The 15,455-nt window shown below is 71.3% G+C and carries 10 protein-coding genes; 6 read left to right on the plus strand and 4 right to left on the minus strand.

Annotated elements, in window-relative coordinates; genetic code table 11:
* Positions 1 to 63 precede the first annotated feature (63 nt).
* A complete protein-coding gene (locus ACGFIK_RS18840) occupies positions 64 to 1,008 on the minus strand; it encodes a hypothetical protein (RefSeq protein WP_327025689.1) in 945 nt (314 codons plus the stop codon).
* A 66-nt stretch (positions 1,009 to 1,074) separates the two neighbouring features.
* On the opposite strand from ACGFIK_RS18840, the gene ACGFIK_RS18845 reads away from it, so the two are divergent.
* A complete protein-coding gene (locus ACGFIK_RS18845; protein WP_327025688.1) occupies positions 1,075 to 2,799 on the plus strand; it encodes a sigma-70 family RNA polymerase sigma factor in 1,725 nt (574 codons plus the stop codon).
* Positions 2,800 to 2,832: 33 nt separating this feature from the next.
* Here the strand turns inward: ACGFIK_RS18845 and ACGFIK_RS18850 are convergent, their stop codons facing one another.
* The 3 genes from ACGFIK_RS18850 to ACGFIK_RS18860 all read right to left on the minus strand — a co-directional run bounded on the left by ACGFIK_RS18850 (position 2,833) and on the right by ACGFIK_RS18860 (position 5,352).
* A complete protein-coding gene (locus ACGFIK_RS18850; RefSeq protein ID WP_327025687.1) occupies positions 2,833 to 4,185 on the minus strand; it encodes an aldehyde dehydrogenase family protein in 1,353 nt (450 codons plus the stop codon).
* 54 nt (positions 4,186 to 4,239) lie between these two features.
* On the minus strand, positions 4,240 to 5,097 hold the full coding sequence (locus ACGFIK_RS18855; RefSeq protein WP_327025686.1) for a hypothetical protein: 858 nt from the start codon (positions 5,095 to 5,097) through the stop codon (positions 4,240 to 4,242).
* An 87-nt stretch (positions 5,098 to 5,184) separates the two neighbouring features.
* Positions 5,185 to 5,352: a hypothetical protein gene (locus ACGFIK_RS18860; RefSeq protein WP_327025685.1), complete on the minus strand. Its 168-nt coding sequence runs from the start codon at positions 5,350 to 5,352 to the stop codon at positions 5,185 to 5,187.
* 309 nt (positions 5,353 to 5,661) lie between these two features.
* On the opposite strand from ACGFIK_RS18860, the gene ACGFIK_RS18865 reads away from it, so the two are divergent.
* The 5 genes from ACGFIK_RS18865 (at position 5,662) to ACGFIK_RS18885 (ending at position 15,453) form a co-directional block, all read left to right on the plus strand.
* Positions 5,662 to 6,714 carry a beta-ketoacyl-ACP synthase III gene (locus tag ACGFIK_RS18865; protein ID WP_327025684.1) on the plus strand — a complete coding sequence of 351 codons (1,053 nt, stop codon included), beginning with the start codon at positions 5,662 to 5,664 and terminating at the stop codon, positions 6,712 to 6,714.
* Positions 6,715 to 6,810: 96 nt separating this feature from the next.
* Positions 6,811 to 7,047: an acyl carrier protein gene (locus ACGFIK_RS18870; protein ID WP_393340392.1), complete on the plus strand. Its 237-nt coding sequence runs from the start codon at positions 6,811 to 6,813 to the stop codon at positions 7,045 to 7,047.
* 145 nt (positions 7,048 to 7,192) lie between these two features.
* Complete coding sequence (locus ACGFIK_RS18875) at positions 7,193 to 13,525, plus strand: amino acid adenylation domain-containing protein (RefSeq protein ID WP_393340395.1); 6,333 nt, start codon at positions 7,193 to 7,195, stop codon at positions 13,523 to 13,525.
* 27 nt (positions 13,526 to 13,552) lie between these two features.
* On the plus strand, positions 13,553 to 14,389 hold the full coding sequence (locus ACGFIK_RS18880) for a thioesterase II family protein (protein WP_393340397.1): 837 nt from the start codon (positions 13,553 to 13,555) through the stop codon (positions 14,387 to 14,389).
* 29 nt (positions 14,390 to 14,418) lie between these two features.
* Positions 14,419 to 15,453: a TauD/TfdA family dioxygenase gene (locus tag ACGFIK_RS18885; RefSeq protein WP_393340400.1), complete on the plus strand. Its 1,035-nt coding sequence runs from the start codon at positions 14,419 to 14,421 to the stop codon at positions 15,451 to 15,453.
* The last annotated feature ends 2 nt before the right edge of the window (positions 15,454 to 15,455 follow it).

The following is a 15,455-nucleotide window of genomic DNA, read 5'->3' on the forward strand; positions in this document are numbered from 1 at the left end:
AGCCCGGCGACCTGCCGGTCCCGCGCCGGGCAAGCCGGCACGGGACCAGGGGGTACCGGAGGGTCAGTTCGCGCAGACGGCGTACGCGCGAACCTTCCAGTTGCTGCTGAAGCCGTCCTCGTCCTCCATGGCACGGACGGTGACGACGGTCGAGGTCGTGGCCCGCATCTCGGTCAGGCGCACCTGGCCATCGCCGCCGAGGATCTCGCCGCCCACCCCGTGCACGCGCGTGCCCGTCGGGCAGGTGGCGGTGACCGACCGGACGGATTCGGAACTGTAGACACTGTCGTTGATCACACGCTGCTCGCCGGGCAGCGGGTCGGCGCAGATCGCGGTGGCGTCCAGCCACCAGGTGTCGGTGAAGCCGGTGCCGTCCTCGGCACCCGCCACCACGACGCTCTTCTGGTGGATGCGCAGATCCTCGAGGACGACTTCGCTGTTCGACGCCCCGACGACCGCGCCACCGACGCCGATGGCGTGCTTGCCCTCCGGGCAGGACTTCTCGAACCAGTTCGAGGTGCCGAAGCTGGGCGTCGAGCTGCCGGAGACAGTCACCAGGCCCGCGGGCGGCGTGGCGCACACCGCGCTCGCCGTGACCGCCCAGTTGCCGGCGACGCCGTTCTCGTCCTCACGGCCGGTCACCGAGTACGCGTCCCCGCCGATCAGCGGCCGCATGATGTCCATGCCGACCTGCCCGAGGCCGGAACCGGTGATCGCGCCGCCACCGCCGATGACCTTGGTGCCGGCCGGGCAGGTCGCGCTCTGCGACTTCGCGACACTGTTGCTGGGACCGGTCGTCGTCTTGATGCTCAGGCCGGGGATCGCCGCCGCCGGTACGGTGAGGGCCAGTTGGCCGAGTACGAGCGCGCTCAGCGCGGCTCCGCCGACGACGGACGTCCGACGCGACCACGGGTTCCGGTTCGATCCTTTTCGCATGATGTCTTCCTCACGTGAGGCTGTTCGGCTGCGATTGACATCGGTAGGAGCGCCGTCGGGTCGGGATGCCAACAGAAAGTTCGAAGAGAAAAGCTCTGCGGTTCTAATTGACCCGTTGACGAGCAGCGGGAGACACGGTTGGACACGGCGGCGTGCGAGGACACCGCACTGGTCGAGGCGATGCGCCGCGGTGAGCGGGCCGGGCTGGAGGGCATGTACCGGCGGTACGCCGACCGGCTGTACACGTACGCCCGAACGATGGTGCGCGACCCGGAGGCCGCCGCAGACGCCGTCCACGACGCGTTCCTCACCGCCGGCCAACGCATCGACCAGCTCCGGAAGTCCGACCGGCTACGCTCCTGGCTTTACGCGATCGTGCGCAACGAATGTCTCCGGCAGCTCCGGGAGCGGTCCCGCTCCCTGCCGCTGGACGAAGCCGATGAGCCGGTGGTCGACGCCGACGACCCGGCCACGGGCGTGAACGCCGAGCAGGTACGCGCGCTGGTGCACACCGCGGTCGCCGCACTGAACCCCGGCGACCGGGAAGTGGTCCACCTGGCCATCCGCCACAACCTGTCGACCGCCGACATCGGCGCGGCTCTCGGGGTGCCCGCCAACCATGCGCACGCCCGCTTGTCGCGGGCCCGCTCGCAACTCGAACGAGCGCTGGGGGCGCTGCTGGTGGCTCGCACCGGAGCCCGGGACTGCCCGACTCTCGCCGGCCTGATCGACGGCTGGCAGGGTCGGCTCACCCCGACCCTGCGCAAACGGGTCTCGCGGCACATCGAGAGCTGCGCGGTGTGTGGCCTGCTCCGGCGGGAACACCTCAACCCGGCCGCCCTGCTGTCGGCGTACACGGCACCGGCCTTCCTGGTTGTCACCGACACGGTGTGGCCGAGACTGGCAGAGGTCTACGGGACCGCTGTCCCGACCGATCCGGCGGGTGCGGTCACGGCCGGCCCGACGGCCGATCCGGCGCTGGTGGTCGACGAACCATCCGGGTCGCAAGACGGTGGCCCGGCAACCGAGCGGGCGTCGGTAGCCGACGAACCATCCGGGCCGGCGGGTCGTAAGGGCGAGGGGCCCACGACGGCAGGCGGCGGTGCCGTAGCGTCGGACGGGGCTGCGGTGCCGCATGGCGCTGCGCACGCGGTACGGCCGACCTCGTCGGCGAAGCGCGACCGGCGCCGTCGGCGGCTGGCCGGGGCGACCGCCCTGCTGGCCCTTCTCACCGCGTTCGGCACCTGGGCGCTGCTGTCGGAACGCGGGACCACCGTACGGGACGGAGCCGGCAAACCGGCGTCCCGGACGCTCGAATCACCGACCGGCAAGGTGGCATCCGCCTCCGCGCCGCCGTCCGCTGCGGAAGCCGAGACGCCGGCCGCCGATCCGCCACCGACCGCCGCCGCCGATCCGAGGGCTGGGAACCGGATCGTGCCGTCGGACGACGCCGAGGCCACCCGGACCGATGCGCCCGAGACCGCGCCCGGTGGCGTCGCACCGGCGCCGACCGTGGCACCGACCAGACCTCCGACCGCGCCCCGGCCGACGGCCGCAACGCAGATCGCCGCGCCGTTCACGGTCTCCGTCACCGCTCACGTACGGTGCGGCTCGGACACGTACAGCCTCGTGGTGCAGGCCACCGGCAGTGCCGCGCTGCGCGGCGCCGAGGTCAGCTGGACACCCGACGGGGGCAGGACGTCGGTCCGGGCCCTGACGGTGGACGGATCGGTCGCGCAGGGGACCGTCGGACAGTTGCGCGCGTCGGCGCTGACCTGGTCGGTGCGGGCGACGGCGGTGGACGGCCGCACGGCGCAGAGCCCGAGCTACCCGGTCGCCCGCCCGTGTGTCCGGCCGGGATGACCGGGGACGGCCGTGGGTGGTCTGCGGCGCTGGTCACAAGGGCTGCTGGATCACCTTTAGTCGGCCGAAGGCGGCCAGTCCTTCCAGGCCGCCCTCGTAGCCGTACCCGCTGAGGCCCCGCCCGGACAGGGGTGACATCGGGTCGGCGCCGGTGGCGCAGTTGACCGACACCCGGCCGACGTTCAGTCGTCGCGCCAGGGCGGTGGCCCGCGCCTGGTCGCCGAAGACGAAGGCACCCAGGCCGAAGGGGGTTCCGTTGGCCGTCGCCACCGCCTGATCCTCGTCGGTGAAACTGAGGACCGGTGCGATCGGGCCGAAGGGTTCCTCGTGGAGCAGCCGGGACTCAGCCGGGACGTCGGTCAGGACGGTGGCCGGGTAGTACCAGCCCGGTCCGGGTGGCACCCGACCGCCGGTGATCACGGTGGCGCCCCGCTCGACGGCGTCGCGCACCAGGGTGTGTACCTCGTCCCGGCGGGCCTCGGTGTGCAGGGGACCCATCGTGCCGCCGGGCCGGTGGTCCAGGTCGGGGACCGCCGCGCTGAACCGGTCGACGAACTCGGCGTGGATCCGCTCGTGGACCAGGAACCGGCTCGGTGCCGCGCAGCTCTGCCCGGCGGAGCTGAACTTCGAGGAGACCAGGGCGGGTACGGCGGTGGCCAGGTCGGCGTCGTCGAGGAGGATGGCGGGAGCGTGGCCGCCCAGTTCCAGGACGCAGTCCGCCAGTCGCCCGGCCGCCTCGGCGGCGACCAACTGGCCGGTGCGGTGGGAGCCGGTGAAGGTGATGAGTGGGAACTCGGGTCGGGCCACCAGGGCCGCCGAGCCGACCGGGTCGGTGAAGACCACCTGCAGGACGTCGGCCGGCAGGCCGGCCTTGGCGGCCAGGTCGGCGATCTCGCGTACCACCGAGGGGGTCGTCTCCGGTGCCTTCACCACGACGGTGCAGCCCATCGCCAGGGCGGGAGCCAGCTTGCGGGCGAGGATGACCGCGGGGAAGTTGCTGGCCAGGATGGCCAGGACGGGGCCGACCGGGTCGACCAGGACCTGTCGGTGCAGTCCGTCGCCGCCTGAGATCGTGCGTCCGGCGGTCGCTTCGGTGGCCGCGGCGGCGGTCCACCCGAAGGTCGCCGCCGCCCGGTCCAGCTCGGCTTCGGCCTGGGCCAGGGTCTTGCCGGTCTCCAGGGCGAACCGCGTCCCCAGGTGGGCGGGGCGCGCTGCGATCAGTCGGGCCAACTCCGTCAGGATGGCGCACCGGGTGTCCACCGGGACGGCGGACCACCCGGGCAGCGCCGCTGTCGCGCGGTGCGCGATCTCGGGTACGTCGTGCGAGGTGAGGAGTGGGATGTGACCGACCACCTCACCGGTTCGGGGGTCGTGGACAGCCGACATCGTCTTCCTCACCTCTTCGACGACCGTTCTGGACAGTGGGAACCGGCTCTCGGGTCAGCTCCAGGTGACCACGTTCTGCGGGTCCGCGTACGCCATCATCGCGGCCAGGGTGGTGCGGGTCTGCCGCTCGGTGGTGTTCGGTTCGACCGCGTGGACGTGGGCGCCGTTGAACACGTACACGTCACCGGCGTGCACGTCGATCCACTTGGACTCGACATCGACCAGGCACTCGGCCGGGTACGGCGAACCGGTGTACTCCACGCCGAGGCGGCGCTTGCTCTCCAGGTCCGGCTGAATGTTCCAGTAGACGAGCCGACCCCCGCCGCCCTCGTTCTCCAGGCAGATGTTCAGCGCGGCGATCGGGTTGCCGAACACCTTGTTGCGCTCGAAGTCGGCCATCTGCGGGTCGGAGCACTGCGAGTCGTCGTCGTGCGGCTCCAGGGCGAAGGCTCCCCGGCCGTGCCAGGAGCGGAACAGGGCGATCGCCGCGCTGCGTCCCTCGTGTTCGGCGGGCCGGACGACGGCCCCGCGCCTGGCCAGGGAGGCACCGAGCCCGGCGTAGAACTGCTTCATCGGGTCGTTCGGCACGTCCAGCAGGTCACGCAGGATCGGGTTGGCCTCCTCGGCCTCGTCCAGGTACTGCTTGGTGGGCTTGTTCCAGGTGTACGCCCCGATGTAGTAGCCGGGCGCCTCGACGCCGCGGACCTTACGGTCGGGGCTGTTCCAGAAGCGCTGGGAGATGTTCTCGGCGACCTCCGGCGGGACCATGCCACGGAACATCACCCCGGCGACCTTGCCGTCCAGGACGTCGAGGACGGCTTCCGGGTCGAACCTGTCGTATTCCCGGAAGGTGAAGTAGTCCTTGTTTCCGGACCAGCCGGTAACGGGCCGCAGGCCCAGCGAGCTCGTCATTGTTCTTACTCCTCGACTGTGGGTGACGACGGGGTCGGTCAGGGGGTGGGGGTGGGGGTGGGGTGATCCGGTGCGGGGCGCCGGGGATCAGTCCCAGGGGTTGTTGCCGGCGGTGCTGGTGGTGGGCGACGGGGACGAGGTGACGACCGGAGAGGAGGCCGGGGTCGTGGTGTCGGCCTGCGCCATCGAGGCACCGAAGAGGACGAGGGCTGCGGTCGTGGCGGCGAGAGCGAAAAGCTTGACGGTGCGGCCCATTGTCGGCTCCTTTTTCGGTGTTTCCCTGTGGCGTTGAAATGAAGCTAACGACGGGCGGAATCCTGGCCTTATCTCCGCGGCTATCTCGGCGCTATCACCTCCTTTCCCGGCGACCAGCCGCGGGGAGTCGCCGACCGGAACGCCGGGGACACGGGCGCTGCGGTCGCACGAGGACGGTGATGTAGCTGCTGCGAGGGTGCCGGGACAACTGCCGCTCGGAAGCGCCGACCGCGGGTTCACTGGCAACACGACCCAGCAGGGCGTGGCCGCCGGTAGCCGGCTGGCTCACCGGACGACAGAAGAGGAGGGGTGACCTTGTCGGCGAATGTCGAGTACGAGAGCACCACCAGGACGGCCGTCATCGCCGGACTCGGTGCGTATGTACCGGATCAGGTGGTCAAGAACGAGGAGATAGCCGACCGGCTCGGCGTCACCACGGACTGGATCCGCGACCGCACGGGAATCGAGCAACGGTTCATCCTGGAGCCGGGTCAGGCCACCTCGGATCTGGCCGTGGAGGCGGGCCGACGGGCCCTCGACTCCTGCGGCAACCCGGACATCGACTTCCTGATCCTGGCCACCTGCACCCCGGACCACCTGTTCCCGTCGACCGCGCCGTCGGTGGCCAGCCGGCTTGGGTTCAAGGGGATCGCCGCCTTCGACCTCAACGCCGCCTGCTCCGGGTTCGTCTACGCGCTGTCGGTCAGCACCGGGATGCTCGCCACCGGGGCGTACCGCACGGGTCTGGTCATCGGCGCCGACGCGATCTCGTCGATCCTCAACCACGACGACGAGATCACCGGGCCGATCTTCGGTGACGGTGGTGGCGCCGTGGTCGTGCGGGCCGGCCACCTCGGCGAGACGGGCAGTGTCTCCGTGCAGCAGCTCGGCAGCGACGGTGACCTGCTGGACATCATGAAGACGCCGGCCGGTGGTTCACGCCAACGCGCCGCGGGGGTCCCCGTCGACGTCGCCAACAGCTACTTCACCATGTCCGGCCGGGCCGTCTACAAGCATGCGATCAACAAGATGAGCACGGTCTCCCGGTCGGTGCTGCAGCGGATGGGCTGGACCCCCGACGACGTCGACTGGCTCATCGCCCACCAGGCCAATCAGCGCATCCTCGCCGCCACCGCCAAGGAGATCGGGATCCCCGCCGAGCGCGCAGTGATCAACGTCGACAAGGTGGCGAACACCTCCGCCGCCTCCATCCCGCTGGCCATGGTCGACGCCGTGGACTCCGGCGCGCTAAACGCCGGCGACAAGGTGCTGCTAGCAGCGTTCGGCGGCGGCGCCACCTGGGCGGCGGCCGGCCTCACCTGGCCGGAGCTGACCTTGGCTCCGACGCAGACGGTCCGCTGAGCCGACCGTCACTCAAGGACCGACGCACCGAGGTCGGTCGTACCACCGAACACCTGAGTAGGCACTCCCCCACAGTTGCCCGAGAAGGAGCAGATCATGCCCAACACCCTGGAGAAGGTCAGCGAGATCGTCCTGGAGGAGGCACCGGAGCTCACCGTCACCATCGGCCCGGACCTGCGGTTCAGCCAGGACCTCGGCATCGACTCCCTGACCTTCGTCGACATCCTCGTCAAGGTCGAGAAGGTGTTCGACGTCGAGTTCAGCGACAGCGAACTCGCCTCCATGCAGAGCATCCAGGACATCCTCGATCTCGTGGAACAGAAGACGGTGTGACCTGGTTTCCCGGCACCGTCCACCGCAGGCCGCAGTTCCCTCGGTGACCCACCGCGCGTTTCGCACACATCGAAGGCGGTCGCGGTGGACGGTCGCCGGGTCGTCCGTCCGTTTCCGCGCAGCGCGTCCAGATGGGGGTTCCACCATGTCCGATCCGTCCACCGGCTCGCGACCGCTCAACGCGGCGCAGCTGGGCGTCTGGTACGCCCAACGGATCGATCCGAGCAATCCGGTCCACAACATGGGCGGCTACCTGGAAATCCAGGGCCGGCTCGACCCGCAGGCACTGATCGCCGTGTTGTGCGCGATGGTCCGCGAGGACGAGACGTTGCGGCTGCGCTTCACCGAGGTCGACGGCGCACCGAGGCAGCAGGTCGGACCGGTACCGGATTTCACCCCCCGGCTGGTGGACCTGAGCGCCGAGCCCGATCCATGGGCCGTGGCGCTGCGGCACATGCACGACGACCTCAACCAACCCCTCGACCTGGAGCACGACCGCCTGTTCCTGCACGAGATCTACCGGCTCGGCCCGGAGCACTTCCTGTGGTATCTGCGGGCGCACCACCTCATCCAGGACGGCTACAGCGCGACGATCATCCGGCGGCGGGCCGCCGAGCTGTACACCGGGCTGGTGACCGACGGTGGTGCGACCGGTGCACCGCTGGGCTCGTTCACCGCCGTGCTCGACAGCCAGGACCACTACATCGGCTCCCGGGCCCAGCAGCGTGACGCCGCCTACTGGCGCACGTTGATGGCCGACGTGGCGCACGCGCCACCCACCCCGGCAGGTAAACCCGCCAACCGGGTCACCCGGCAGGTGACTCGGCTGGACGAGCCGGGATTCGCCCGCCTCCGCCAGTTCGCGCAGCGGGCCGGCACCACCTGGCCTCAGGCCCTCATCACCGCCGCAGTGCTGCACCGGCGGATGTGGACCGGTGACGACGATGTGCTGCTCGGCCTGCCGCTGCCGGGACGGTTGGACCCCCGGTCGACCGTCACCCCCGGGATGATGGCGAACATCCTCCCGTTTTACTACCGGGTCGACCCGACGCGGTCCGCGGAGCACCTGGCGGCCCGGGTCGCCAAGCAGGCCCTGCGCGCCCAGTGGCACCAGCGATACTCCGCCGATGACCTGCGACGCGACCTGAACTGGCCCGCTGATCAGGGGCGTCACTTCGGACCCGTGATCAACTTTGTGGTCGGGGACGAGCATGACGACTTCGCGGGCCTGCCGACCCGCTACCACCACCTGTCCACCGGCGGCACGATGGAGGACGTGGGGTTGACCGTCACCCACCATCCCGAGGGCGGTCTGCGGATCGAGGTCAGTACCGACACCGCGTTCATCCAGACCCTGGACCTCGACGCGTACCAGCGCACCTTCCACCGGATCCTGGCGAACATGACCGCCCGCCCCGGCATCACGGTCGCCGAGATCGAGGCCCTGGACGCGGCGGAACGCGATCTGGTGCTGCGGGAGTGGAACACCACCGCCGTACCGGTGGCGGACCGGTCGTTGGCGGACCTGTTCACCGCGCAGGCGGCGGCGTGCCCGCAGGAGCCGGCCCTGGTCTGCGGCGAGGACGTCCTGTCCTACGGGGAACTGGCACAGCGGTCCGGGCGGCTGGCAGACCATCTGCGGTCGATGGGGGTCCGCCGGGGTGACGTGGTCGGGGTGCTGCTGGAGCGCGACATCGACTTCGCGGTCGCGGTGATCGCGGTGACCCGCACCGGTGCGGCCTATTCGATCCTGGATCCGGATTTTCCCGACGAGCGGCTGGCCCTGGTCCTGCGGGAGACGGACGCCTCGGCGTTGGTGACCCGCGAGGCGTTGGCGTCCCGGGTCGACGTGGCCTGCCCGATGGTCCGGGTGGACACCGATGCCGCGACCATCGCCGCTCGCGGCACCCTCGATCCGCAGCCGCACATCGACCCGGGCGACGTGGCGTGCGTGATGTTCACCTCCGGGTCGACCGGCACCCCCAAGGGGGTGTTGGCGCCGCACCGGGCCCTGGTGGGCACCGTGCAGGGTCAGCGGTACGCGACCTTCGGCCCCGGCGAGGTGTTCCTGCAGTGCTCACCGGTGTCGTGGGACGCCTTCTCCTTGGAGTTCTGGGGGGCCCTGCTGTTCGGCGGGGTGTGCGTCCTGCATCCCGGGCAGCGACCCGACCCCGCTGTGATCGCCGCCCTGGTGCCGCAGCACGGGGTCTCCATGCTCCAGCTGTCCTCCGGTCTGTTCAACGTCCTGGTCGACGAGTATCCCGAGGTCTTCGCCGGGGTCCGGGTGGCCTTCACCGGAGGTGAGCCCTCCTCCGGACCGCATGTCGCCCGGGTGTCGGCCCGCCACCCGCACCTGAGGGTGGCCAACGCCTACGGGCCTGCGGAGTCGATGGGCTTCACCACGACCTTCGATGTGCCGGCGGACTTCACCGGCGTGGGTGTCCCGGTGGGCCGGGCGGTGACCAACAAGCGGGCGTACGTGCTGGACAGTCACCTGCGACCGGTGCCGCCCGGTGTCGCGGGCGAGATCTACCTGGCCGGGGTCGGGCTGGCCGACGGCTACCTCAACCAGCCGGCGCTGACCGCACACCGGTTCGTCGCGGACCCCTTCGGGGGCGACGGGCAACGGCTGTACCGCACGGGCGACCTGGCCCGCTGGTCGACCGACGGACAGTTGGAGTTCGTCGGCCGGATCGACGGCCAGGTGAAGGTACGCGGCTTCCGGGTGGAACCCGGCGAGGTCGAGGCGGCCCTGCTGGGTCACGCCGACGTCGCGCAGGCCGTGGTGCTGGCCTCGCCGGACGGCAACGGCACCCTGCGCCTGGTCGGGTACGTGGTGGCGAGGACCACCGGTGTCGACGGAGCCGCCCTGACGGGGTGGTTGCGCCAGCGGCTGCCGGAACACATGGTGCCCGGTGCCGTGGTGATGCTGGACCGGATCCCGTTGACCGCCAACGGCAAGGTCGACCGGCGGGCCCTGCCGGAGCCGGACTTCGGTGCCCTCCCGACGACCTCCCGGCGGGCCCCCCGGGACGCCCGGGAGGAGATCCTGTGCGGCCTCTACGCCGAAGTCCTCGGAATCACCGAGGTCGGGGTGGACGACAGCTTCTTCGACCTGGGCGGGCACTCGCTGCTCGCCGCCCGGCTAGCCGCTCGGGCGCGGGCCGTACTCGGCGTGGAGTTGAGCATCCGCGAGATCTTCCAGTCCCCCACGGTCGCCGCCCTCACCGCCGGCCTGCCCGCCACCGGTACGGCCCGCACCCGACCCGCCCTCGTCGCCACGGCACACGGCGACCAGCCGCCGCTGTCGTACGCCCAGCGCCGCCTCTGGCTCATCGACTCGTTGGAGGGGCCCGGCACCACGTACAACGTGCCGATGGCCTTCCACCTGCGCGGGGCCCTCGATGTCGACGCCCTCACCGCGGCGGTCGGCGACCTGGTCGACCGGCACCAGGTGCTGCGGACGGTCATCACCGCGGTCGACGGCCAGCCGTACCAGCGGATCCTGGCATCGGCGCCGGTGGTCGTGACCCGGCGCGCGGTGGCCTCGGACGAGTTCGAGCGGCAGCTCACCGCCGCCGCCGGACACGTCTTCGACCTGGCCGCCGAACCGCCGCTACGGGTCACCCTCTTCGAGCGCGGCGACGACGGGTACGTGCTGCTGATCCTGCTGCACCACATCGCCACCGACGGTCAGTCGCTGCGTCCCCTGCTCGATGATCTGGCCACCGCGTACGCCGCCCGATGCCACGGCCAGGCCCCCGACTGGACCCCCCTGCCGGTGCAGTACGCCGACTACGCGCTCTGGCAACGGGCCGTGCTCGGCGACCGCGACGACCCGGACAGCACCCACCACACCGATCTGCGCTTCTGGCGTCAGGCCCTCGCCGGGCTGCCCGAGGAGACCCTGCTGCCCCTGGACCGGCCCCGGCCGGCGGTCGCCGACCACCACGGCGGGGCCGTGCCGGTACGGATCGACCCTGCCCTGGCGCGTCGGGTCCGCGAGGTGGCGCGGGAGCAGCGCTGCACCGCCTTCATGGTGCTTCAGGCCGCACTGGCCCTGACCCTGCGCCGCTACGGTGCCGGCACCGACATCGCCATCGGCACCCCGGTCGCCGGCCGCTCCGACGAAGCCCTGGCCCCACTGGTCGGCTTCTTCGTCAACACGGTCGTGTTGCGTACCGACACCTCCGGCAACCCCTCCTTCGCCGACCTGCTGGTGCGGGTACGCGGTGCCGACCTGGACGCCTTCGCCCACCAGGAGCTTCCGTTCGACCTGCTGCTGGAGGAGCTCAACCCGGTACGCACACTGGCCCGGCACCCGCTGTTCCAGATCTGCCTGGGCTTCGACGACGCCACCGACGCCGAGCTGAACCTGCCCGGTCTGCGCGGTGAGCGCGGCAATGTCGTCGTCACCGGCGCGGCCAAGTTCGACCTGGAGTTCCTGCTGCGCGACGAGGGCGCCGACGGCATCGGCGGCGGCCTGATCTACCGCACGGCCATCTTCGACGAGGCAACGGTCGAACGGCTGCTCGCCGCCCTGGAACGCACCCTGCGGCAGGTGCTCGCCGATCCGTCCCGCCCGGTCGAGGAGGTCGACGCCCTTGATCCGGTGGAGCGGTCGGCCGTGCTGCACGACTGGAACACCACCGCCGTCGAGGTCGACGACGACTCGCTGGCCGCCCGGTTCGCCGCCCAGGTGGCGGCCGACCCGCGCGCGGTGGCGCTGCGTCACGAAACCTCCGCCCTGACCTACCACGAGCTGGATGCGGCGGCGAACCGGTTGGCCCGGCACCTGAGCGCGGCCGGGGTGCGTCGTGGCGACGTGGTCGGGATCCTGCTGGACCGGGGCATGGAGTTCGCGGTAGCGGTCGTCGCGGTCGTGAAGACCGGTGCGGCGTACGCCGTGCTGGACCCGGAGTTCCCGGACGAGCGGCTGCACCGGACGGTCGCCGAGACCGGCGCCACCGCGCTGGTCAGCCGCGCCGCGCTGGCCGCTCGGATCACCACCGACGCGCCGGTGGTGCGGGTGGACACCGACGCCGCACTGATCGCCGCCCGGCCGGCCACCGACCCCGGTGCCCCGGTCGGCGCGGACGACGTGGCGTGCGTGATGTTCACCTCCGGATCCACCGGTACCCCGAAGGGCATCCTGACCTCGCATCGCGCCCTGGTCGGCACCCTCGCCGGTCAGCGCTACACCGACTTCGGCCCGGATCAGGTGTTCCTCCAGTGCTCACCGGTGTCCTGGGACGCCTTCTCGCTGGAGTTCTGGGGAGCCCTGCTCTTCGGCGGTACCTGTGTGCTGCAACCCGGGCAACGCCCCGAACCCGCCCTGATCGCCACCCTCGTACGCGAGCACGGCATCACCATGCTGCAACTCTCCTCCGGCCTGTTCAACCTGCTGGTGGACGAGTATCCGCAGGCCTTCGACGGGGTCCGGTACGCCTTCACCGGCGGGGAGACCTCCTCGGTCGGGCATGTGGCCCGGATTCTGGCCCGCTACCCGGACCTGCGGGTCGGTAACGCCTACGGGCCGGCGGAGTCGATGGGGTTCAGCACCGTGTACCCCGTGCCCGGCGACCTCGCCGAGGCGAGCAGCCTGCCGGTGGGTCGGGCGGTGGCGAACAAGCGGGCGTACGTGCTGGACGACGGGCTGCGCCCGGCACCGGTCGGTGTGGTCGGCGAGGTGTACCTGGCGGGGATCGGCCTGGCCCACGGCTACCTCAACCAGCCCGGCACGACCGCGCAGCGGTTCGTGCCCGACCCCTTCGGCGACCCGGGCGACCGGCTCTACCGCACCGGGGATCTGGCCAGATGGACGGTCGAGGGGCAACTGGAGTTCGCCGGCCGCCTCGACGGCCAGGTGAAGGTACGGGGTTTCCGGGTCGAGCCCGGCGAGATCGAGTCGGTGCTGCGCGGCCACGACCAGGTTGCCCAGGTCGCCGTGGTCGCCGGACCCGACCCGACCGGGACGATGCGACTGATCGCCTACGTCGTCGGGGACGCCGACCCGAGCGGACTGCGACCGTGGCTGCGGGAGCGGCTGCCCGAGCACATGGTGCCCGCCGCCGTGGTCGCGCTGGACCGGATGCCGTTGACCCCCAACGGCAAGCTGGACCGGCGGGCCCTGCCGGAGCCGGAGTTCACCGCCGTCGCCGGGACCGGTCGGGCGGCCCGCGACGCCCGCGAGGAGATCCTCTGCGGGGTGTACGCGGAGATCCTCGGCGTGCCCGCCGTCAGCATCGACGACAACTTCTTCGACCTCGGCGGCCACAGCCTGCTAGCCGCGAAACTCGCCGCCCGCGTCTGCGCGATCCTCGGCACCCAACTCACCATCCGCGACATCTTCCAGGCCCCCACCATCGCCGCCCTCGCCGCGCAGCTGCCCTCGGCCGCACCGGCCCGCAGCCGCCCGACCCTGCGGCGACGTACCGAGGCGGGCAAGGCATTGCCGACCGGCCCGCAGAGCACCTGACCCATCCGCCCCTGAAGCAGTCCAGAAATGGAGCGCACCGTGGACCATGCCCCCTTCGACCCGGCCGGCGCGATGCCGGACCGGCATCCGTCGCCCGCCCCGGACGACGTCGTCTGGGTACTGCCCGGCGACGCCGGGGACGCCCCGCACCACACCTCGCTGCTGGTGCTGCCGCACTCCGGCGGCAACGCGCACGCCTACGCACCCTGGCGGGACCTGCTACCGGCGGGCGTACGCCTGCTCGTCGGGCAGTACCCCGGCCGGGGCGCCCGGTTCAGCGAGCCCCTGCCCGAGACGATGGCCGACCTGGTCGGCCCGGTCCTGGCCAGCCTGCCCGCCGACACCGAGGACCTGGTCGTGCTCGGGCACAGCATGGGTTCCCTGGTCGCGTACGAGGTGGCCCGGGCCCTGACCGAGGCCGGCCGCCCGCCCCGGGCCCTGATCGTCTCCGCCTGCCGGGCGCCGTTCCTGGTCAACCCGAGCCCGGTGCACCCGGAGCAGCTCGACGACGACGAGCTGGTCGCCGCGATCAAGGAACGGGGCGGTACGGAGAACGGCATCCTCGACGAGCCGGAGTTGCGGGAGCTGGTGCTGCCCTCGATCCGCGCCGACTTCGCCATCGACGACGCGTACCACAGCCCACCGGCGGCACCGTTGACCTGCCCGGTGGTCGTCTTCGGCGGCAGCACCGACCCGGTGGTGCCGGCCGAGGCCCTCAGCCGCTGGGCCGAGATCACCGATGGACCGGTCACCACCCAGGTGCTGCCCGGCGGCCACTTCTACTTCAACGACCAACTCGAAGCCTTTCTCACCCTGGTCACCGGTGTCCTCGACGGCTGCGCCGTCCGGCCGGAATTCGCCTGACCCACTCCACCTCGCTCAGGAGGATCTCGATGTCCCTCACCGTCCAAGCGCCCGTAGTCCCCCTCGACGTGCGCCACGAGCCGGGCAAGCCGGCCGTTCTCGTCACCCCGTCGTTCGACGACCTCGACGACGCCGTCGAGTGGCTCACCGTGCAGTGCGCGGCGATCCGCACCGAACTGCTCCGCGGCGGCAGCCTGATGATCCGTGGCCTGCCCGTCGGGGACACCTCCGACTTCGCCCGGGTCCGCGACGTGTTGATGCCGCAGCGCACCGGCTACCGGGAGAAGGCCACTCCGCGTACCGACTTCGGTCAGGGGGTCTTCTCCTCCACGGACCTGCCGGCCGCCCAGCCGATCCGGCTGCACAACGAGAACAGCTACACCCTCGACTTCCCCGGCACCCTGCTGTTCGGGTGCGTGACCGCGCCCGAGGAGGGGGGTGCGACGACCGTCGGCGACATGCGGGAGGCCCTGCGCCTGATGCCCGCCGACCTGCGGGAGCGCTTCGCCACGCACGGCTGGCTGCTGGTGCGCAACTACTCCGAGCTGGCCGGCCTGCCCTGGCAGACCAGTTTCGCCAGCGAGGACCCGGCTGACGTGCAGTCCTACTGCGACGAGAACGTGATCGGCTACGAGTGGCTCGACGAGGAGGAGTTGCGCACCCGGCAGCGCCGCTCGGCGATCATCACCCACCCGCTGACCGGCGAGCAGAGCTGGTTCAACCACTACGCCTTCTGGAACCGGTGGACCCTCGACGCGGACGTCCGCGACGTGCTGCTGGACACCTATGGCGACGAGGGGCTGCCGTTCGACACCTACGTCGGTGACGGCTCGGCGCTGACCCGGGAGGAGGTCGAGACCATCGCCTCGGTGTACGAGCAGGTGACCGTCCGCGAGACCTGGCAGGTCGGCGACCTGCTGATGGTCGACAACATCCTCAACGCCCACGGGCGGGAGGCCTTCTCCGGCGCCCGCAAGATCCTGGTGGCGATGGGTGACCCGGTCGCCCTGGCCGACTGCTCCCCGCAGACTCCCCCGTCCACCACCGTGTCGGACGGGAAGTGAGA

The organism is Micromonospora sp. NPDC048871 (assembly GCF_043198155.1).
Lineage (GTDB): Bacteria > Actinomycetota > Actinomycetes > Mycobacteriales > Micromonosporaceae > Micromonospora.

Bases quoted from the DNA above. Each gene is read 5' to 3' on its own strand.
- ACGFIK_RS18850 (WP_327025687.1), bottom strand. From the start codon at position 4,185: ATGTCGGCTGTCCACGACCCCCGAACCGGTGAGGTGGTCGGTCACATC.
- ACGFIK_RS18855 (WP_327025686.1), bottom strand. From the start codon at position 5,097: ATGACGAGCTCGCTGGGCCTGCGGCCCGTTACCGGCTGGTCCGGAAAC.
- ACGFIK_RS18860 (WP_327025685.1), bottom strand. From the start codon at position 5,352: ATGGGCCGCACCGTCAAGCTTTTCGCTCTCGCCGCCACGACCGCAGCC.
- ACGFIK_RS18870 (WP_393340392.1), top strand. From the start codon at position 6,811: ATGCCCAACACCCTGGAGAAGGTCAGCGAGATCGTCCTGGAGGAGGCA.
- ACGFIK_RS18875 (WP_393340395.1), top strand. From the start codon at position 7,193: ATGTCCGATCCGTCCACCGGCTCGCGACCGCTCAACGCGGCGCAGCTG.
- ACGFIK_RS18880 (WP_393340397.1), top strand. From the start codon at position 13,553: ATGGAGCGCACCGTGGACCATGCCCCCTTCGACCCGGCCGGCGCGATG.
- ACGFIK_RS18885 (WP_393340400.1), top strand. From the start codon at position 14,419: ATGTCCCTCACCGTCCAAGCGCCCGTAGTCCCCCTCGACGTGCGCCAC.